Origin of the sequence: Streptomyces sp. SudanB5_2050 (assembly GCF_964272335.1) — a bacterium.
Classification (GTDB): domain Bacteria; phylum Actinomycetota; class Actinomycetes; order Streptomycetales; family Streptomycetaceae; genus Streptomyces; species Streptomyces rochei.
This window is the reverse complement of the sequence record NZ_OZ186760.1, coordinates 1550024-1569398: the sequence shown is the minus strand read 5'-3', so window position 1 is coordinate 1569398 and position 19375 is coordinate 1550024. Positions and strand designations below refer to the sequence as shown.

The 19375-nt window shown below is 73.7% G+C and carries 16 protein-coding genes; 13 read left to right on the top strand and 3 right to left on the bottom strand.

The window, feature by feature from the left end:
• Positions 1–181 precede the first annotated feature (181 nt).
• Together metK and ACFZP7_RS06880 are read left to right on the top strand one after the other, a co-directional pair.
• Positions 182–1390: a methionine adenosyltransferase gene (gene metK, locus ACFZP7_RS06885; protein WP_019325062.1), complete on the top strand. Its 1209-nt coding sequence runs from the start codon at positions 182–184 to the stop codon at positions 1388–1390.
• A 216-nt stretch (positions 1391–1606) separates the two neighbouring features.
• Positions 1607–3757 (top strand): primosomal protein N', encoded by a 2151-nt coding sequence (locus tag ACFZP7_RS06880; RefSeq protein WP_270890471.1) that lies wholly within the window; start codon positions 1607–1609, stop codon positions 3755–3757.
• A 170-nt stretch (positions 3758–3927) separates the two neighbouring features.
• Here ACFZP7_RS06880 and ACFZP7_RS06875 read toward each other — a convergent pair whose 3' ends face one another.
• A complete protein-coding gene (locus tag ACFZP7_RS06875; protein WP_031016495.1) occupies positions 3928–4479 on the bottom strand; it encodes a hypothetical protein in 552 nt (183 codons plus the stop codon).
• Between the two features lie 330 nt (positions 4480–4809).
• On the opposite strand from ACFZP7_RS06875, the gene fmt reads away from it, so the two are divergent.
• From fmt to ACFZP7_RS06830, 9 genes are all read left to right on the top strand, one after another.
• Positions 4810–5742 (top strand): methionyl-tRNA formyltransferase, encoded by a 933-nt coding sequence (fmt, locus tag ACFZP7_RS06870; RefSeq protein WP_019325059.1) that lies wholly within the window; start codon positions 4810–4812, stop codon positions 5740–5742.
• Positions 5743–5822: 80 nt separating this feature from the next.
• On the top strand, positions 5823–7241 hold the full coding sequence (locus ACFZP7_RS06865; RefSeq protein ID WP_019325058.1) for an RsmB/NOP family class I SAM-dependent RNA methyltransferase: 1419 nt from the start codon (positions 5823–5825) through the stop codon (positions 7239–7241).
• Positions 7242–7435: 194 nt separating this feature from the next.
• The gene (gene rpe, locus ACFZP7_RS06860; RefSeq protein WP_019325057.1) at positions 7436–8122 is read left to right on the top strand and encodes a ribulose-phosphate 3-epimerase; all 687 of its coding nucleotides are present in this window, start codon (positions 7436–7438) and stop codon (positions 8120–8122) included.
• A 77-nt stretch (positions 8123–8199) separates the two neighbouring features.
• The gene (locus ACFZP7_RS06855; protein WP_029393156.1) at positions 8200–9243 is read left to right on the top strand and encodes a sugar-binding transcriptional regulator; all 1044 of its coding nucleotides are present in this window, start codon (positions 8200–8202) and stop codon (positions 9241–9243) included.
• A 48-nt stretch (positions 9244–9291) separates the two neighbouring features.
• Entirely contained in the window at positions 9292–9612 is a 321-nt protein-coding gene (locus ACFZP7_RS06850; RefSeq protein ID WP_031016490.1) for a barstar family protein, read from the top strand.
• Between the two features lie 141 nt (positions 9613–9753).
• Entirely contained in the window at positions 9754–11196 is a 1443-nt protein-coding gene (locus ACFZP7_RS06845) for a GuaB1 family IMP dehydrogenase-related protein (protein WP_029393154.1), read from the top strand.
• 437 nt (positions 11197–11633) lie between these two features.
• On the top strand, positions 11634–13118 hold the full coding sequence (locus tag ACFZP7_RS06840; RefSeq protein ID WP_137960757.1) for an amino acid permease: 1485 nt from the start codon (positions 11634–11636) through the stop codon (positions 13116–13118).
• 10 nt (positions 13119–13128) lie between these two features.
• The gene (locus ACFZP7_RS06835; protein ID WP_019325052.1) at positions 13129–13581 is read left to right on the top strand and encodes an Lrp/AsnC family transcriptional regulator; all 453 of its coding nucleotides are present in this window, start codon (positions 13129–13131) and stop codon (positions 13579–13581) included.
• Between the two features lie 139 nt (positions 13582–13720).
• A complete protein-coding gene (locus ACFZP7_RS06830) occupies positions 13721–14932 on the top strand; it encodes an MFS transporter (protein WP_210954125.1) in 1212 nt (403 codons plus the stop codon).
• On the opposite strand, the gene ACFZP7_RS06825 is transcribed toward ACFZP7_RS06830, so the two are convergent.
• On the bottom strand, positions 14901–15446 hold the full coding sequence (locus ACFZP7_RS06825; RefSeq protein WP_019325050.1) for a hypothetical protein: 546 nt from the start codon (positions 15444–15446) through the stop codon (positions 14901–14903). The genes ACFZP7_RS06830 and ACFZP7_RS06825 overlap by 32 nt on opposite strands.
• Positions 15447–15740: 294 nt before the next feature.
• On the opposite strand from ACFZP7_RS06825, the gene ACFZP7_RS06820 reads away from it, so the two are divergent.
• Positions 15741–16529 carry a carbon-nitrogen hydrolase family protein gene (locus tag ACFZP7_RS06820; RefSeq protein WP_030973144.1) on the top strand — a complete coding sequence of 263 codons (789 nt, stop codon included), beginning with the start codon at positions 15741–15743 and terminating at the stop codon, positions 16527–16529.
• A gap of 50 nt (positions 16530–16579) precedes the next feature.
• The gene (locus ACFZP7_RS06815) at positions 16580–18277 is read left to right on the top strand and encodes an NAD(P)/FAD-dependent oxidoreductase (protein ID WP_031016486.1); all 1698 of its coding nucleotides are present in this window, start codon (positions 16580–16582) and stop codon (positions 18275–18277) included.
• A gap of 89 nt (positions 18278–18366) precedes the next feature.
• Here the strand turns inward: ACFZP7_RS06815 and ACFZP7_RS06810 are convergent, their stop codons facing one another.
• The gene (locus tag ACFZP7_RS06810) at positions 18367–19296 is read right to left on the bottom strand and encodes an LLM class F420-dependent oxidoreductase (protein WP_210902713.1); all 930 of its coding nucleotides are present in this window, start codon (positions 19294–19296) and stop codon (positions 18367–18369) included.
• Positions 19297–19375: the final 79 nt, after the last annotated feature.

Sequence of the window (19375 nt, the reverse complement as noted above, 5' to 3'; positions counted from 1 at the left end):
CCAAGGGCGCTCCGTTCTGGGCAGAATGCCCGTGCCGCAGGTCACAGCCCTTCCGCCAACCGAGACGGGTGGGCCCGTGGCGGAGCGCGACCGATAAACTGTTCTCGGACGTCGCCGGGTGCAGCTCCCCGTGCCGTCCACCAATGATCAGCCAGCAGCCGCTGCAACCCCAGGGAGCGTTGTGTCCCGTCGCCTGTTCACCTCGGAGTCCGTGACCGAAGGTCACCCCGACAAGATCGCTGACCAGATCAGCGACACCATTCTCGACGCGCTCCTGCGCGAGGACCCGACCTCCCGGGTCGCCGTCGAAACCCTGATCACCACCGGTCTGGTGCACGTGGCCGGCGAGGTCACCACCAAGGCCTACGCGGACATCGCCACCCTGGTCCGCGGCAAGATCCTGGAGATCGGCTACGACTCCTCGAAGAAGGGCTTCGACGGCGCCTCCTGCGGTGTCTCCGTCTCGATCGGCGCGCAGTCCCCGGACATCGCGCAGGGCGTCGACACCGCCTACGAGAACCGGGTCGAGGGCGACGAGGACGAGCTGGACCGGCAGGGGGCCGGCGACCAGGGCCTGATGTTCGGCTACGCGTCCGACGAGACGCCCACGCTGATGCCGCTCCCGGTCTTCCTGGCGCACCGCCTGTCCAAGCGCCTGTCCGAGGTCCGCAAGAACGGGACCATCCCCTACCTGCGCCCGGACGGCAAGACCCAGGTCACCATCGAGTACGACGGCGACAAGGCCGTCCGCCTCGACACGGTCGTCGTCTCCTCCCAGCACGCCAGCGACATCGACCTGGAGTCGCTGCTCGCGCCCGACATCAAGGAATTCGTCGTGGAGCCCGAGCTGAAGGCCCTGCTGGACGACGGCATCAAGCTCGACACGGAGAACTACCGCCTCCTGGTCAACCCGACCGGCCGCTTCGAGATCGGCGGCCCGATGGGCGACGCCGGTCTGACCGGCCGGAAGATCATCATCGACACCTACGGCGGCATGGCCCGCCACGGTGGCGGCGCCTTCTCCGGCAAGGACCCGTCCAAGGTCGACCGCTCCGCCGCGTACGCGATGCGCTGGGTCGCCAAGAACGTCGTCGCCGCGGGTCTGGCCGCCCGCTGCGAGGTTCAGGTCGCGTACGCGATCGGCAAGGCCGAGCCGGTCGGTCTCTTCGTGGAGACCTTCGGCACGGCCAAGATCGACGCCGAGAAGATCGAGAAGGCGATCGACGAGGTCTTCGACCTGCGTCCGGCCGCCATCATCCGCGACCTCGACCTGCTCCGCCCGATCTACGCCCAGACCGCGGCCTACGGCCACTTCGGCCGTGAGCTGCCCGACTTCACCTGGGAGCGCACGGACCGCGTGGAGGCGCTGCGGCAGGCGGCGGGGCTCTGACCGCCCCCGGGACACCGCCGCCGTCCCCGCCGGACGGCATGTGACGAGGCCCGGCGCTCCCCGGTGGGGACGCCGGGCCTCGGCGCGCCCGGCGTCGCGCGTGATCCGTGTCCGGTGCCGCGCGTGATCCGCGTCCGGTGCGCCGCTGCGCCGCGGTGAGCAGCGGTGTGACTCGGGCGCCGTCGGTTGTCAGTGGTCTTTGGTAAGAATGCAGGCGTGAGCAGCGAGAACGAGGCGACGGGCGGCGGCGCGGGGGACGCGCCGCCCGAGCAGCTCGCGCTCATCCGGGAGAGCGTGCGCCGGGCGAAGACGCCCCGGGCCAAGCCGCGCACCTGGCGCGGAGCGGCCCTCGCCAGGGAGCTGCCCGTCGCCCGGGTCCTCGTCGACAAGGGCGTGCTCCATCTGGACCGCTACTTCGACTACGCCGTCCCCGAGGAGCTGGACGCCGACGCCCAGCCCGGGGTCCGGGTGCGGGTCCGCTTCGGGGCCGGACGGCACCGGGTGCGGGACGGGCGGCGCGAGGGCGGGGGACTGGTCGACGGGTTCCTGATCGAGCGCCGCGCCGACTCCGACTACGCCGGCCCCCTCGCCGCGCTGGCCCAGGTCGTCTCGCCCGAGCGGGTCCTCGACGAGGAGCTGCTGGGACTCGCACGGTCGGTCGCGGACCGCTACGCCGGCAGCCTCGCCGACGTACTGCAGCTCGCCGTACCACCACGCAGCGCCCGGGCCGAGAAACGGACGTCCGCGGACCCGCTGCCGCCGCCGCCCGCGCCCGAGCCGGGATCCTGGAGCCGGTACGAGCAGGGGGCGGCCTTCGTTGCGGCCCTCGCCTCGGGAGGCGCGCCGCGCGCGGTGTGGAACGCGCTGCCCGGCCCCGAGTGGGCCGAGGAGCTGGCGCGGGCCGTGACGGCGACGCTGTCCTGCGGACGGGGCGCGCTGGTCGTGCTTCCCGACGGACGGGCGGTCGCCCGCGTGGACGCCGCGCTGACCGCCCTGCTGGGCGAGGGGCGGCACGCCGTGCTCACGGCCGACGCCGGCCCCGAGAAGCGGTACGCGCAGTGGCTCGCGGTGCGCCGGGGGTCGGTGCGGGCCGTGATCGGGACCCGGGCCGCCATGTTCGCGCCGGTGCGGGACCTGGGGCTGGTCGCCCTCTGGGACGACGGCGACGACAGCCACAGCGAGCCGCACGCCCCGCAGCCGCACGCCCGCGAGGTGCTGCTGCTGCGCGCGGCCCAGGACCGGTGCGCCTTCCTGCTGGGCGGCTGGGCCTGCACCGTGGAGGCCGCACAGCTCGTGGAGACCGGCTGGGCGCGGCCGCTGGTCGCCGCGCGGGAGCAGGTGCGGGCCGCCGCGCCGCTGGTGCGGACCGTGGGGGACCAGGATCTGGCCCGGGACGAGGCCGCGCGCGCCGCGCGTCTGCCGACCCTGGCCTGGCAGGCCGTCCGGGACGGGCTGCGCCGGGGACCGGTGCTCGTGCAGGTGCCCCGGCGGGGCTATGTGCCGCGGATGGCGTGCGCCTCGTGCCGGACGCCGGCGCGGTGCCGGCAGTGCGCGGGGCCGTTGGAGGGCCAGGAGGGCGGGTCCGCTCTGCGGTGCGGCTGGTGCGGGCGCGAGGAGGGCGCCTGGCACTGCCCGGAGTGCGGTGCCTTCCGTCTGCGCGCGCAGGTCGTGGGGGCACGGCGCACCGCCGAGGAACTGGGCCGTGCCTTTCCGGCCGTGCCGGTGCGCACCTCGGGACGCGAGCACGTGCTGGACACCGTTCCGGCGGCGCCCGCACTGGTCGTGAGCACCCCGGGCGCCGAACCGGTCGCCGAGGGCGGTTACGCGGCGGCCCTGCTGCTCGACGGCTGGGCGATGCTCGGCCGGCCCGACCTGCGCGCCGGGGAGGACGCGCTGCGGCGCTGGCTGGCCGCCGCCGCGCTGGTGCGTCCGCAGAGCGCGGGGGGCACCGTGGTCGCGGTCGCCGAGCCGACCCTCAGGCCGGTGCAGGCGCTGGTGCGCTGGGACCCCGTCGGCCACGCGCTGCGGGAGCTGTCCGAGCGGGCCGAGCTGGGCTTTCCGCCGGTGTCGCGGATGGCGGCGGTCGCCGGACCGGCGGAGGCGGTGGCCGCTTTCCTGCGCGCCGTGGAACTGCCGGGCGAGGCCGAGGTGCTCGGTCCCGTGCCGCTGCCGGTCACGGCCGCGGGGCGTCCGCGCCGGCTGGGCGCACCGCCGCCGGGCGAGCACTGGGAGCGGGCGCTGATCAGGGTGCCGCCGGGGCGGGGGGCCGCGCTGGCCGGTGCGTTGAAGGCCGCGCAGGCGGCCCGGACGGCACGGGGGAGCGACGCGCCGGTGTGGGTGCGGATCGACCCGCCCGACATCGGTTGAGGTCCGTACCCGGTCCGGCCCTCCGCCTGCCCGGGAAGGCGGGAGACGGAGGGCCGGTGAGCGGTCGCCGTGGCGGCCGGTGCGGACTCGGCCGCCGCGACCGGTGCGGGGTGACGGGATGCGGCCCGGGCGGCGCGTGCGGGGCGGCCCGTGCGGACCGGGGCGGGGACTCAGCCGTTGCGCGGGCCGGGGAAGGCCGTCGGACGGACGTCCTCGCGCAGGGCGGGACTGCCCGCCGTCGGCTGGGTCGGCATCGAACGCGCCGCCGGGACGGTGGGCACGGCGGGCAGGCCGGAGCCCACGTTGACCGGACGGGGGCCCGTCGGCTCCGGGGCGTGCTCGGCGGTCTCGGCGGGGGGTGCCGTCTGGGCGGCGGCACGGCGCGAGCCGTAGCGGCGGTGCACGGCCTGCTTGGTGACGCCGAGCGCGGAGCCCACCGCGTCCCACGAGAAGCCGAGCGAGCGGTCGAAGTCCACGGCTGCCGTGACCAGGGTCTCGACACTGTCCCGCAGCTCCTGGGCGAGACGGACCGTCGGGGCGGGGGCCCGTCCGTAGACGACGAAGCCCGTGGAGGGACCGGAGCGGCGCGGGCGGTAGACATTGCCCAGCTGGGCGGTGAGGGTGCGCAGTGCGTCCACCTGCCGGCGGACCCGCTCGATGTCCCGCACCAGCAAGTGCAGGCTGGCCCGAGCCTGGGCGTCGTGGGTTGCGTGGTCGGCCATGAACAAGCCTCTCGAACCGGCGTTGAAAGGAATCGGGCCGCGCGGGCGGCCCGGTGGTCAACTCTTTCTTGACCAACGCGTGGGCGCTCCGCTGGTCACGGGCTGGGGGCGTGGCGGCATATGCGTGCGCCTGGTCCCGGGGGGGTGTGCGCCTCGGCCTTCGGCCTTCGGCGGGTACTCTCCTGCCCGCGCACCACCCGTTTCCGGCCGGTCGAGAGGCCGGGGCCCGCCGCGGGGGTGCCTCGCCGTCGGCGGCTGCCCGTGTTCTCCGGGCTCGTAGACTGGTGCGTCGCCCGCCGTCCGCCCCTGCCCGAGAGGCCCGTCCCACCCATGAAGCTCGTCTTCGCCGGTACCCCCGAGGTCGCCGTCCCCGCCCTGGACGCCCTGATCGCCTCCGAGCGCCACGAGGTGGCCGCCGTCGTCACGCGGCCCGACGCTCCGGCCGGGCGCGGGCGCCGGCTGGTCGCCTCCCCCGTGGCCGAGCGGGCCGAGGAGGCCGGGATCGAGGTGCTCAAGCCCGCCAAGCCGCGCGACCCGGAGTTCCTGGAGCGGCTGCGCGAGATCGCGCCCGACTGCTGTCCGGTCGTGGCCTACGGGGCGCTGCTGCCCCGCGTCGCCCTCGACGTGCCCGCCCGCGGCTGGGTCAACCTGCACTTCTCGCTGCTGCCCGCCTGGCGCGGTGCCGCCCCCGTGCAGCACGCGCTGATGGCCGGCGACGAGATCACCGGAGCCTCCACCTTCCTGATCGAGGAGGGCCTGGACTCCGGCCCCGTCTACGGGACGGTCACCGAGACCGTCCGCCCCACCGACACCAGCGGCGACCTGCTCACCCGGCTCGCCTTCGCCGGCGCCGGCCTCCTCGCGGCCACCATGGACGGCATCGAGGACGGCAGCCTGAAGGCCGTGCCGCAGCCGGAGGAGGGCGTCACCCTCGCCCCGAAGATCACCGTCGAGGACGCCCGGGTCGACTGGGCCGCCCCGGCGCTGCGCGTGGACCGGGTGGTGCGCGGCTGCACCCCGGCGCCCGGCGCCTGGACCACCTTCCGGGGCGAGCGGCTCAAGCTCGTCCAGGCCGTGCCGGTGCCCGACCGCACGGACCTCGCCCCCGGACAGCTCGCCGCCGGGAAGAACAACGTGTACGTCGGCACCGGTTCCTACGCCGTCGAGCTGCTCTGGGTGCAGCCGCAGGGCAAGAAGCCGATGCGGGCCGCGGACTGGGCGCGCGGCGTGCGGATCGCCGAGGGCGAGCTGCTCGGCGGCTGACCGGCGCCCGGGCAACAACGCCCACCGGCGCGGCGTACGCTGGTGAGCGCCCTTCACCCCACACCCGGAGCACCTTTTTCGTGAGCGAGCAGTCCCGCCGTCCCCGCAAGCCCGGCAAGCCGTACCGCAGGCCCCAGAAGGATCCCGTCCGCATCCTCGCCTTCGAGGCGCTCCGGGCCGTGGACGAGCGGGACGCGTACGCCAACCTGGTGCTGCCGCCGCTGCTGCGCAAGGCCCGGGAGAAGGGCGACTTCGACGCGCGGGACGCGGCGCTCGCGACGGAGCTGGTGTACGGGACGCTGCGCCGGCAGGGGACGTACGACGCGATCATCGCCGAGTGCGTCGACCGGCCGCTGCGGGAGGTGGACCCGCCGGTGCTGGACGTGCTCAGCCTGGGCGCCCACCAGCTGCTGGGGACGCGCATCCCGAGCCACGCCGCCGTGTCCGCCTCGGTGGAGCTGGCGCGGGTCGTGCTCGGCGACGGACGGGCCAAGTTCGTCAACGCGGTGCTGCGCAAGATCGCCGTGGACGACCTCGACGGGTGGCTGGCGCGGGTCGCGCCGCCGTACGACGAGGACCCCGAGGACCACCTCGCCGTCGTGCACGCGCACCCCCGCTGGGTCGTCTCGGCGCTGTGGGACTCGCTCGGCGGCGGCCGGGCCGGCATGGAGGAGCTGCTGGCCGCGGACAACGAGCGCCCCGAGGTCACCCTGGTCGCCCGCCCCGGCCGGGCCACCCGCGACGAGCTGCTCGCCGAGGAGGCCGCCGTGCCGGGCCGCTGGTCCCCGTACGCGGTACGCCTGAGCGAGGGCGGCGAGCCGGGAGCCGTGGACGCCGTACGGGAGAACCGGGCCGGCGTCCAGGACGAGGGCAGCCAGCTCGTCGCCCTGGCCCTGGCCAACGCGCCCCTCGAAGGCCCGGACCGGCGCTGGCTGGACGGCTGCGCGGGCCCCGGCGGGAAGGCGGCGCTGCTCGGCGCCCTGGCCGCCGAACGCGGTGCCTTCCTCCTCGCCTCCGAGAAGCAGCCGCACCGCGCCGGTCTGGTGGCCAAGGCCCTGGACGGCAACCCCGGGCCGTACCAGGTGATCACCGCCGACGGCACCCGTCCGGCCTGGCGTCCGGGCAGCTTCGACCGTGTCCTGGTCGACGTGCCCTGCACCGGCCTCGGCGCCCTGCGCCGCCGTCCCGAGGCGCGCTGGCGGCGCCGCCCCGAGGACCTGGACGGCTTCGCCCCGCTCCAGCGCGGGCTGCTGCGCAGTGCCCTGGAGGCCGTGCGGGTCGGCGGCGTCGTCGGCTACGCGACCTGCTCGCCCCACCTCGCCGAGACCCGCGCGGTCGTCGCCGACGTACTCAAGCAGTTCCCCGGCACCGAGGCCATCGACGCCCGCCCCCTCCTCCCCGGCGTCCCCGACCTGGGCGAGGGCCCCGACATCCAGCTCTGGCCCCACCTCCACGGCACCGACGCGATGTACCTGTCCCTGATCCGCCGCACCGCGTAGTCGCGGGCCCGCGCGGGGGCCGGTAGGGCGCGGGGACCGCGCGCCCCCAGCCCTCACCCGCCCGCACCCGCGGGACCGGGCCCCCGCCCGCCCCCCGGGGACCGATGCCGCTCACCCCCCCCCGGGGCCGATGCCGTTCCCCCCCCCCGGGACCGATGCCGCCCACCCCCGGAGGGCATGGCAGGCTTGGGGACATGGCCGCGCAGATCAACCCCAGCATCCTGTCCGCCGACTTCGCCCGCCTCGCGGACGAGGCCAAGGCGGTGGAGGGAGCCGACTGGCTCCACGTCGACGTCATGGACAACCACTTCGTCCCCAACCTGACCCTCGGTGTCCCGATCGTGGAGTCGCTGGCCCGGGCGACGGACACCCCGCTGGACTGCCACCTCATGATCGAGGCCCCCGACCGCTGGGCCCCCCAGTACGTGGAGGCCGGCGCCGGCTCCGTCACCTTCCACGTGGAGGCGGCCACCGCCCCCGTGCGGCTCGCCCGCGAGATCCGGGCCAAGGGCGCCCGCGCCTCCATGGCCCTGCGCCCCGCGACGCCGATCGAGCCGTACGAGGACCTGCTCCCCGAGCTGGACATGCTGCTGATCATGACGGTTGAACCGGGCTTCGGAGGGCAGGCGTTCCTGGACATCATGCTGCCGAAGATCCGCCGTACCCGTGAGCTGATCAAGAAGCACGGTCTGGAGCTGTGGCTCCAGGTCGACGGCGGAGTGTCGGCATCGACGATCGAGCAGTGCGCCGACGCCGGCGCGGACGTCTTCGTCGCGGGTTCCGCCGTGTACGGGGCGTCCGACCCGGCCGAGGCGGTACGTGCACTGCGCACGCAGGCCGACTCGGCGACCGCCAAGGCGTCCTGGGCGTGCGACCACTGAGGAACAGAACGTGAACGGCTCCCATCAGGGCTGATCAAGCGCGCCGAATCTGCAAGGATGAACGGCGAATCCAGAGTGTGAACAGCAGTGAGGAGAACGCCGTGTCGGGTATGTCGGCGGGCCGTTCAGCCATGCGGATGGGACCCGCTGAGCTGGTCCAGGCGGCGGCCATGGCCCGCCGCTTCTACCTCGAGGGCAAGTCCAAGATCCAGATCGCGGAGGAGTTCGGCGTCAGCCGCTTCAAGGTGGCCAGGGTTCTCGAGACCGCCCTCGAGAGAGACCTAGTACGAATTGAGATCCGGGTGCCGGCCGAGCTGGACGCCGAACGCTCGGACGCCCTGCGGGCCCGCTACGGGCTCAGGCACGCCGTGGTCGTGGAGTCCCCGGCCGACGCCGAGGAGACCCCCGACCCGGAGAACCTGGGCGAGGTGGCCGCCGACCTGCTCGGCGAGCTGGTCAACGAGGGCGATGTGCTGGGCCTGGCCTGGGGCCGGTCCACGATCCACATGGCGGCGGCGCTCGACCGGCTGCCGCCGTGCACCGTGGTGCAGCTGACGGGCGTGTACGACGCCGGGACCGCCGAGCGCGGCTCGGTCGAGGCCGTGCGCCGCGCCGCCCAGGTGTCGGGCGGCGACGCCCACCCCATCTACGCGCCGATGCTGCTCCCGGACGCGGCCACCGCCGAGGCGCTGCGCCACCAGACCGGGATCGCCCGGGCCTTCGAGTACTTCGACAAGGTCACGGTCGCCTGCGTCTCCATCGGCTCCTGGGAGCCGGGCATCTCGACGGTGCACGACATGCTCAGCGACGAGGAGCGCGCGCACTACGCCTCGCTCGGTGTCGCCGCCGAGATGTCCGCGCACCTCTTCGACGCCGAGGGGCGCCGGGTCGGGCGGGACCTGGGGGAGCGGTGCATCACGGTCAAGGCCGACCAGCTCCGCCGTATCCCGGAGGTCGTGGCCATCGCGGGCGGCCAGCGCAAGGCGGCGGCGATCGACGCGGTGCTGCGTTCCGGGCTGGTCACCAGCCTGGTGACGGACACGTCGGCCGCGGACTACCTGATGACGGCGGGATCGACGCCGAAGTCGACGCTCAACCGGGCGGACCCGGACGGTGCCTGACAGGCGGTCGGGAAAGCGGGAGACGGCAGGCGAGAGAGGGGCAGGACGATGACCGAGGACCCCGCCGGGCGGCTGGTGGTCACCCTGGACCTCGACGGGGTCACGGACAAGGCGGGCCTGATGGACCGCTGCGCCCGTGACCTCGCCCTGCCCGACTGGTTCGGCCGGAACTGGGACGCGCTCGCCGACTCCCTCTCCGACCCCTCCCTCTGGCCCGAGGGCGCACGGGACCGGGGGGTGGTCCTGGTCGTACGGGGCTGGCGGGCGTACGCCGAGGAACGGCCGGACGAGTGGACGGTCGCCGAGGAGGTCTTCGCCGAAGCCACGGACCGGGGGCCGGGGCTCTTCGTGACCCTGGGCCCTGGATGAACCTCCAAGGGGGCCGCTGACCAGCCTGGATGATCTGCCCGGGGATTATCGGCCACCCGTCATGGGAGAATGAAGTACGTGCTCTTTCCCCCTGGCTGACCTGTCCGGGGGCCACCTCTGATCGACTGGGATGTGCAGCACGTGCGTTTCCTCAATGACATCCAGCCCTCGTACGACCTGACGTACGACGACGTCTTCATGGTGCCGAGCCGCAGCGCCGTCGGCTCCCGGCAGGGCGTGGACCTCGGTTCCCCGGACGGCACGGGCACCACCATCCCGCTGGTCGTCGCCAACATGACCGCCATCGCCGGGCGCCGCATGGCCGAGACGGTGGCCCGGCGCGGCGGGCTCGTCGTCATCCCGCAGGACATCCCGATCGAGGTCGTCACCGACGTCGTCTCCTGGGTGAAGAGCCGCCACCTCGTCCTGGACACCCCCATCGTGCTGGCCCCGCACCAGACCGTCGCCGACGCGCTGTCCCTGCTGCCCAAGCGGGCCCACAACGCCGGTGTCGTCGTCGACGACGACCACAAGCCGGTCGGCGTGGTCACCGACACCGACCTGACCGGTGTGGACCGCTTCACCCAGCTCGAAGAGGTCATGTCCAAGGACCTGCTCCTCATCGACGCGGACATGGACCCGCGCGAGGCCTTCAACACCCTCGACGCCGCCAACCGCCGCTACGCGCCCGCCGTGGACGCGGACGGCCGCCTCGCCGGCATCCTCACCCGCAAGGGCGCCCTGCGCGCCACCCTCTACACCCCGGCCGTCGACGCCGAGGGCAAGCTGCGCATCGCCGCCGCCGTCGGCATCAACGGCGACGTCGCGGGCAAGGCGAAGCAGCTGCTGGACGCGGGTGTGGACACCCTCGTCATCGACACCGCACACGGTCACCAGGAGTCGATGATCAACGCGGTCAAGCTGGTGCGCGACCTCGACCCGCGGGTCCCGATCGTCGCGGGCAACATCGTCTCCGCCGAGGGCGTGCGCGACCTGATCGAGGCCGGCGCCGACATCATCAAGGTCGGTGTCGGACCGGGCGCGATGTGCACGACCCGGATGATGACCGGCGTGGGCCGGCCGCAGTTCTCCGCCGTCCTGGAGTGCGCCGCCGAGGCGAAGAAGTACGGCAAGCACGTGTGGGCCGACGGCGGCATCCGCCACCCGCGCGACGTGGCCATGGCCCTCGCGGCCGGCGCCTCCAACGTGATGGTCGGCTCCTGGTTCGCCGGGACCTACGAGTCCCCGGGCGACCTCCAGCACGACGCCAACGGCCGTGCCTACAAGGAGTCCTTCGGCATGGCCTCCGCCCGCGCCGTGCGCAACCGCACCTCCGAGGAGTCGGCCTACGACCGGGCCCGCAAGGCCCTGTTCGAGGAGGGCATCTCCACCTCGCGGATGTTCCTGGACCCGGCCCGCCCCGGCGTCGAGGACCTGATCGACTCGATCATCGCGGGCGTCCGCTCCTCCTGCACCTACGCCGGTGCCGCCTCCCTGGAGGAGTTCGCCGAGAAGGCCATCGTCGGCATCCAGAGCGCCGCCGGCTACGCCGAGGGCAAGCCGCTGCACGCCAGCTGGAGCTGACCGGCACACCGCGCCGCACGGCCCCCGCTCCTCCCGCCGCCGGGAAGGAACGGGGGCCGCTCCCTTTCCGGTGACTGGACCGGCCGGGCGGACCGGCCCGACCGGCCCGGCGGACCGGCCCGGCGGACCGGCTGTGACCAGGCCCGATCCGTCGACGGCCGGGCCCGTGCGCAACGCCGTGCACCCTCCGCGCAACGAACGCACGCCCCGCGCCGGGCAACGCAACGATCGTGCTCCGATGCGCAAGGTTGCTGCATTACCGGCGCGGCGCCCCCCTCGTAGTGTTCTGCGCTGTACGTGGCGTGGCGGGGACCCCGCTCGGTGGGTCTCCGTGCTTCTTCACGGGTGCCCGCCGCGTCCCCGCCGCTCCAGAGCCCGCCGCGAGCCCGTCCGCTCACACCGACGGGCCCGAACGGCAGCGACAAAGGAGTCAACGCGTGCTCGACCAAGGCGCACCCCCGCACCACGACACACCGGCCGGCCCCGCGTCCCCGGGCCTGGCCGCGCGCCTCATGCGCCGCAAGCCCGTGGAAACGCTGGTCGCCGAGGGCGGCCGGGGCGAGGGCGGCACCCTGCGCCGCTCCCTCGGCCTGTGGCAGCTCACGATGATCAGCATCGGCGCCACCCTCGGCACCGGCATCTTCGTCGTCCTCGGCGAGGCCGTCCCCAAGGCCGGCCCGGCCGTCACGCTCTCCTTCGTCATCGCCGGACTCACCGCGCTCTTCTCGGCCCTGTCCTACGCCGAACTGGCCGGCACCATCCCGGTCTCCGGCTCCTCCTACTCGTACGCCTACGCCACGATGGGCGAGCTGGTCGCCTGGATCTGCGGCTGGTGCCTGGTCCTGGAGTACGGCGTCTCCGTCGCCGCCGTCGCCGTCGGCTGGGGCGAGTACCTCAACGAACTCCTCGACGGCACGATCGGCGTCACCATCCCGGCCGCCCTGTCCGCCCCGCCCGGCGACGGCGGCGTCTTCAACCTGCCCGCGCTGATCGTCGTGCTGCTCGCCATGACCTTCCTGCTGGGCGGCGCCCGCGAGTCCGCCCGCGCCAACACGATCATGGTGGTCGTCAAGATCGCCGCGCTGGTGCTGTTCTGCGCGATCGGCGTGCAGGGCTTCCGCTCCGGCAACTACGAGAACTTCATGCCGCTCGGCATGGCCGGCGTCAGCGCGGCCGGCGCGACGCTCTTCTTCTCGTACATCGGCTTCGACGCCGCCTCCACCGCCGGCGAGGAGGCCAAGAACGCGCAGCGCGACCTGCCCCGCGCGATCATGCTGTCCCTGGTCATCGTCACGGTGCTGTACGTCCTGGTCGCGGCCGTCGCCGTCGGTGCCCGCCCCTGGCGCACCTTCACCGACTCCGAGGCCTCCCTCGCCCAGATCATGACCGACGTCACCGGCCAGGACTTCTGGGGGACCCTGCTGGCCTTCTGCGCGGTCGTCGCCATCGCCAGCGTCGTCCTGACCGTCCTCTACGGCCAGACCCGCGTGCTGTTCGCCATGTCCCGCGACGGGCTGGTGCCCAAGGTCTTCTCCCGGGTCCACCCGAAGACCGGCGCGCCCCGCGCCAACACGCTGATCGTCTCCCTGTTCTGCGGCGTCCTGGCCGCAGCCATTCCGCTCGGGCAGCTGGCCGACGCCACCAGCATCGGCACCCTCTTCGCCTTCGCCCTGGTCAACGTGGCCGTCGTGGTGCTGCGCCGGACCCGCCCCGACATGCGCCGCACCTTCCGGGTGCCGCTGTCGCCGGTGCTGCCGGCGCTGGGCTTCGCCTTCTGCGTCTGGATGATGGGCAGCCTGTCCACCGTGACCTGGGTCGTGTTCGGTGTCTGGATGGCGGTCGGGCTCGTGTTCTACTTCCTGTACGGCCACCGCCGCTCCCGGCTGGCCGCACCGGACACCGTGACACCAGAAGCGAAGTGAACCACCCGCAGTGCTGAACGATCTCGACGAACGCATCGTGCACGCCCTCGCCGAGGACGCCCGCCGCTCCTACGCGGACATCGGGCAGTCGGTCGGCCTGTCCGCGCCCGCCGTGAAACGGCGCGTGGACCGGCTGCGCGCCACCGGAGCCATCACCGGCTTCACCGTACGGGTGGACCCCGCCGCGCTCGGCTGGGAGACCGAGGGGTTCGTCGAGATCTTCTGCCGCCGCAACACCTCGCCGGAGACGATCCAGCGGGGCCTGGAGCGCTACCAGGAGGTCGTGGCCGCGTCCACCGTCACCGGGGACGCGGACGCGGTCGCCCAGGTCTTCGCCTCCGACATGCGGCACTTCGAACGGGTCCTGGAGCGGATCGCCGGGGAGCCGTTCGTCGAGCGGACCAAGTCGGTACTGGTCCTGTCGCCGCTGCTGCGGCGCTACTCGTCGGGTTCGCCCGCCTGATTCCGGGACTCCCGCCGGGTCGGCCGACTACCATCGGTGTCATGACCTGGCGACATTGATCCACCAGCCGTGCCCGCCCCCGAGGGCCGCCTCGGACGCCGTACCTCCGGTGTCCGATCCGCCCCCTCGGGAAGGCCTCATGACTCTCACACCCGAGCGTGCCCCCAAGACCGCCGGTGTCCGGCGGCTGACGCGCACGCTGTACGCTTCCGCGTTCTGCGACGAGTTCGTCCTGCTCTACCCGGTGTACGCGCTGCTGTTCAGCGACACCGGTCTGTCCGTCTGGCAGATGTCGTCCCTGTTCGCCCTGTGGTCGCTGACCGGCGTGCTGCTGGAGGTGCCCTCCGGCGCCTGGGCCGACGCCGTCTCCCGGCGGCTGCTGCTGGTGCTCGGCCCGCTGCTCACCGCCGCCGGCTTCGCCCTGTGGGTCCTCGTGCCGTCCTACGGCGCCTTCGCGCTCGGCTTCGTGCTGTGGGGCGCGGGCGGGGCGCTCGGCTCGGGGGCGCTGGAGGCACTGGTCTACGACGAGCTGGACCGGGCCGGCGCCGCCGACCGGTACGCCCGGGTCATGGGCCGGGCGCGGGCGATCGGCATCGCCGCCACGATGGCCGCGATGGGACTGGCCGGCCCCGTCTTCGCCTGGGGCGGCTACGACGCGGTGGGCGCGGCGAGCGTGCTGGTCTGCCTGGCCGGGGCGGCCGTCGCCACCCGGTTCCCCGAGCACCGCACACCGTCCGCCGGGGGCGAGCGCTGGACCGCGACCCTGCGGGCCGGGCTCGCCGAGGCCCGCGGCGACCGCTCCGTGCGCGGCGCGCTCCTGCTGGTCCCGGCCGTGACCGCGGTGTGGGGCGCGCTCGACGAGTACACCCCGCTGCTGGCCGAGGACACCGGCGTGGCCCAGGAGACCGTCCCCTGGCTGCTGCTGGTGATCTGGGCCGGCGCCACGGCCGGCAGCCTGCTGGCCGGCCCGGCCGAACGCCTCACCACGACCGGGTTCGCCGTCCTGATCGCCGGTTCCGCGCTCGCCCTCGCGGTGGGCGCCGCGGCGGGCACCCCGGCCGCGCTCCTCCTCGTCGCCCTGGCCTTCGGCGGCTTCCAGCTGGCGACCGTGCTGGCCGACGCCCGCCTCCAGCGGCGCATCGACGACACCGGACGGGCCACGCTGACCTCGGTCGCGGGCCTGGGCACCGAGCTGGGCACCCTCGCCACCTACGGCGCCTACGCGGCCACCGCCTCGGTGACGGGGCACGGCACCGCGTTCGCCTGGGCGACGGTGCCGTACCTGCTCACCGCGCTGCTGCTGGCCGGTGCCGCCCGGACTACAGCCGCGGCTGCCAGGGCACGACCCTGAAGTCGCCGGTCCCCCGCGCGACCTTCTCGAACGGCGCCGAGGACACGCACCGGGGCAGCTCCCCGCCCTGAGCGGGGCTGCCCGTAGCCGCCCAGCTGTAGCCGAGGCGGTCGTGGCGCCCGAGGTCGTGCACCGTGACGCCGACCCGCCTGCCCTCGGCGCCGGGCAGGTCGGAGTCGGTGACGACACCGGTGACGACGGCCACGTCGCCGCCGGTGATCAGGCAGTCGACCTCGGCCTTCGCCCGGGCGCCCTCCCCGTTCAGGTAGTGGCTGAACTCGAAGGTCCCGGTGGCCTCAAGGGGATCGTCGCGGTGCTCGGCGGCCAGGTGGGCGTCGAAGGCGAAGGTGATGTCGTCCCCGGCCGACCGGTACAGCCCGGCCGTGCCGGTCAGCGCGGCGGCCTCCCGCGGGGGTTGTCCCTCGTGGGGGCCGGTGGCGACGGCCGCGCCCGTGGTGACGGCGGTCAGCAGCAGTGCGGCGCAGAGCGCGGCGGTCGTCGTACGGCGTTTCATGGCGGTCTCTCCCCAGGATCGAAGCCGGTGAACCGAACGGTCACCACTGTCCCGGCGACGCGCCCGCGCCACATCGGGCCGAGGGCGGGAGGGGCCTCCGCCGCGCGGCGGGGGAGGACGGATCCGGTCCGGTACCCGAGGACGACGCGAGGCGCGCAACGAATCACCGCGGGTCGCCCCACGCACGCAACGATCCGCTCACCGGCGCGCAACGGCTCCTTCTTGTCCGGCCGAGTCCGCCGCCCGTACCGTTCTTCTGGCCCCCCGACCCCCTGCCTCCGGTGAGGAACACGCATGCGCACAGCCCTGCTCCAGAGCTCCGGCCGGCCCGGCTCGCCCGCCGAGAACCTCAAGGTCCTCGACGAGGCCGCGGGCCGTGCCGCCGCCCGGGGAGCCGGGCTGCTGGTCACCTCGGAGCTGTTCCTGACCGGGTACGCGATCGGCGACGACATCGCCGTCCTCGCCGAGGCCGCCGACGGGGACTCGGCCGACGCCGTCGCCGAGATCGCCGGGCGCCACGGCCTGGCCGTCGGGTACGGCTACCCCGAGCGGGACGGTGAGCGCGTCTTCAACGCCGTCCAGCTGATCGCCGCCGACGGCACCCGCCTGGCGAACTACCGCAAGACCCATCTCTTCGGCTGCTTCGAGCGCGACCACTTCACCCCCGGCGAGCAGCCCGTCGTCCAGGCCGAGCTGAACGGTCTCACCGTCGGCCTGATGATCTGCTACGACGTGGAGTTCCCGGAGAACGTCCGCGCCCACGCCCTGGCCGGCACCGACCTGCTGCTGGTCCCGACCGCGCAGATGCACCCGTTCCAGTTCGTCGCCGAGTCCGTCGTGCCGGTGCGGGCCTTCGAGAACCAGATGTACGTCGCGTACGTCAACCGGGTCGGACCGGAGGGCGAGTTCGAGTTCGTCGGGCTCTCCGTGCTCGCCGGCCCCGACGGGACGTCCCGTGCCCGCGCCGGACGCGGTGAGGAACTGGTCCTCGCCGACGCCGACCCGGCCTTCCTCGCCGCCTCCCGCGAGGCCAACCCGTACCTGAGGGACCGCCTCCCCGGCCTCTACGGGTCCCTCGTCTGAGTCCCGGCCCCGCGCCCCGCCCCGTACCACCTGCAAGGAGTCCGTACCCCATGACGTCCACCGTGCCCAACGCGATCGAGCACGCAGACGAGCAGCAGCCGCCGATCACCATGTTCGGGCCGGACTTCCCGTACGCGTACGACGACTTCCTCGCCCACCCCGCCGGCCTCGGCCAGATACCCGCCACCGAGCACGGCACCGAGGTCGCGGTCATCGGCGGCGGCCTGTCCGGCATCGTCGCCGCCTACGAGCTGATGAAGATGGGGCTCAAGCCCGTCGTCTACGAGGCCGACAAGATCGGCGGCCGGCTGCGCACCGTCGGCTTCGACGGCTGCGACGAGTCGCTGACCGCCGAGATGGGCGCGATGCGCTTCCCGCCCTCCTCGACCGCCCTCCAGCACTACATCGACCTGGTCGGTCTGGAGACCCGCCCCTTCCCCAACCCCCTCGCCGAGGCCACGCCCTCCACCGTCGTCGACCTCAAGGGCGAGACGCACTACGCCGAGACCCTCGACGACCTGCCGCAGGTCTACCGGGACGTCGCCGACGCCTGGGCCAGGTGCCTGGAGGAGGGCGCCGACTTCTCCGACATGAACCGCGCCCTGCGCGAGCGGGACGTGCCGCGCATCCGGGAGATCTGGGCGAAGCTGGTCGAGAAGCTCGACAACCAGACCTTCTACGGCTTCCTCTGCGACTCCGAGGCCTTCAAGTCCTTCCGGCACCGCGAGATCTTCGGGCAGGTCGGCTTCGGCACCGGCGGCTGGGACACCGACTTCCCCAACTCCATCCTGGAGATCCTCCGCGTCGTCTACACCGAGGCCGACGACCACCACCGCGGCATCGTCGGCGGCTCCCAGCAGCTGCCGCTGCGCCTGTGGGAGCGCGAGCCGGAGAAGATCGTCCACTGGCCGTACGGCACCTCGCTCGCGAGCCTGCACGAGGGCGGCGAGCCCCGCCCGGCCGTGACCCGCCTCAACCGCACCGCGGGCAACCACATCACCGTGACGGACGCGAACGGCGACATCCGCACCTACCGGGCCGCGATCTTCACCGCGCAGTCCTGGATGCTGCTGTCCAAGATCGCCTGCGACGACTCGCTGTTCCCGATCGACCACTGGACGGCCATCGAGCGGACCCACTACATGGAGAGCTCCAAGCTCTTCGTGCCGGTCGACCGGCCCTTCTGGCTGGACAAGGACGAGGAGACCGGCCGGGACGTCATGTCGATGACGCTCACCGACCGCATGACCCGCGGCACCTACCTGCTCGACGACGGCCCCGACAAGCCCGCCGTCATCTGCCTCTCCTACACCTGGTGCGACGACAGCCTGAAGTGGCTGCCGCTGTCCGCGAACGAGCGGATGGAGGTCATGCTGAAGTCGCTGGGCGAGATCTACCCGAAGGTCGACATCAGGAAGCACATCATCGGCAACCCGGTGACCGTGTCCTGGGAGAACGAGCCCTACTTCATGGGCGCCTTCAAGGCCAACCTCCCCGGCCACTACCGCTACCAGCGGCGCCTGTTCACCCACTTCATGCAGGAGGAGCTGCCCGAGGACAAGCGGGGCATCTTCCTCGCCGGCGACGACATCTCCTGGACGGCCGGCTGGGCCGAGGGAGCCGTCCAGACCGCGCTCAACGCGGTCTGGGGCGTCATGCACCACTTCGGCGGGCAGACCGACGCGACCAACCCCGGGCCGGGCGACGTGTACGACGAGATCGCGCCGGTCGAACTGCCCGAGGACTGACCGAACGGGACTGACCCAATGGCCTGACCGGACGGCCTGATCGAACGGACTGACCGAGCGGCCTGACCGAAGGGCCTGACCGTCCGGCCCTAGACCCCGGCCGCCCGGGCCTTCTCGTACACCTGGGCGGCCAGGTCCTTCAGCTCCTCGGCGTCCCGCGCCGATCCCTGGAGGTCGATCAGGATCTCGTCGAGGCCGATCTCGGCGTGGGCGACGAGGTCCTCGACGATCTGGTCGACGCTGCCGTGGAAGGGGCGGCGGTCGGCGTCCTCCCGGGCCGACGGGCGGTACCGGGCGTTGACCCGCAGCACCGTGCGGATCGGCTCGGTGCGCCCGCGTTCCTCGGCCAGCTCCCGCAGCTGCCGCCACTGCCCGGCCACGACCTCGGCGCCGAGGCCGTTCGGCAGCCAGCCGTCGGCGTGGTCCACCAGCCGGCGCCGGGCCTTGCCGCTGCCCGCCGCCAGCAGCACCGGGATGGGACGGGCGGGCTTGGGGCCCACCACGGCGGAGGCGATCTTCGTGAGGTGCCCGTCGTACACCACCGGGTCCGGGCCCCAGACCGCGCGGCACACCTCGATCAGCTCGTCCAGGGCCTGCCCGCGCTCGGCGAACGGACGCACCGACGCCGCCGCGTACTCGTCGTGCGACCAGCCGGTGCCGAAACCGGCGACCACCCGGCCGCCGCTCGCCGCGTCCAGCGAGGCCAGCGCCTTGGCCAGCTGGAACGGCACGTGCAGCGGGGCGACCAGCACGCTGCTGCCCAGCTCCGCCCGCTCGGTGGCCGCGGCGGCCAGGGTCAGGGTGACCAGTGGGTCCGCCACGTTGCGGTACTCGTCCGGCCAGGGCAGGCCCTCGATGCCGTACAGCCCCTGGACGGCCGGTTCGGGGAACAGGGCGCGCTCGAAGACCCACAGGCTCTCGTAGCCCATCCCCTCCGCCGCGCGGGCCACGTCGGGGACGTCCTTGCCGAGGTCGTACTGGCGCATCTGGGGGAGTCCGAGTCCGAGCCGGGTCGCCATGTCGGGGTGCTCCTTCGCCGTCGGGACGCGATGTTGCCCAAGGGGGCAACGTACCGCGACGGCACGGATGTCTCGCGGT

What these genes read in the sequence shown, in the direction of transcription:
- ACFZP7_RS06875 (WP_031016495.1), bottom strand. Translation starts at nt 4,479, where the DNA reads ATGGCCGACCACGCAACCCACGACGCCCAGGCTCGGGCCAGCCTGCAC.
- fmt (WP_019325059.1), top strand. Translation starts at nt 4,810, where the DNA reads ATGAAGCTCGTCTTCGCCGGTACCCCCGAGGTCGCCGTCCCCGCCCTG.
- rpe (WP_019325057.1), top strand. Translation starts at nt 7,436, where the DNA reads ATGGCCGCGCAGATCAACCCCAGCATCCTGTCCGCCGACTTCGCCCGC.
- ACFZP7_RS06850 (WP_031016490.1), top strand. Translation starts at nt 9,292, where the DNA reads ATGACCGAGGACCCCGCCGGGCGGCTGGTGGTCACCCTGGACCTCGAC.
- ACFZP7_RS06830 (WP_210954125.1), top strand. Translation starts at nt 13,721, where the DNA reads ATGACTCTCACACCCGAGCGTGCCCCCAAGACCGCCGGTGTCCGGCGG.
- ACFZP7_RS06825 (WP_019325050.1), bottom strand. Translation starts at nt 15,446, where the DNA reads ATGAAACGCCGTACGACGACCGCCGCGCTCTGCGCCGCACTGCTGCTG.
- ACFZP7_RS06820 (WP_030973144.1), top strand. Translation starts at nt 15,741, where the DNA reads ATGCGCACAGCCCTGCTCCAGAGCTCCGGCCGGCCCGGCTCGCCCGCC.
- ACFZP7_RS06815 (WP_031016486.1), top strand. Translation starts at nt 16,580, where the DNA reads ATGACGTCCACCGTGCCCAACGCGATCGAGCACGCAGACGAGCAGCAG.
- ACFZP7_RS06810 (WP_210902713.1), bottom strand. Translation starts at nt 19,296, where the DNA reads ATGGCGACCCGGCTCGGACTCGGACTCCCCCAGATGCGCCAGTACGAC.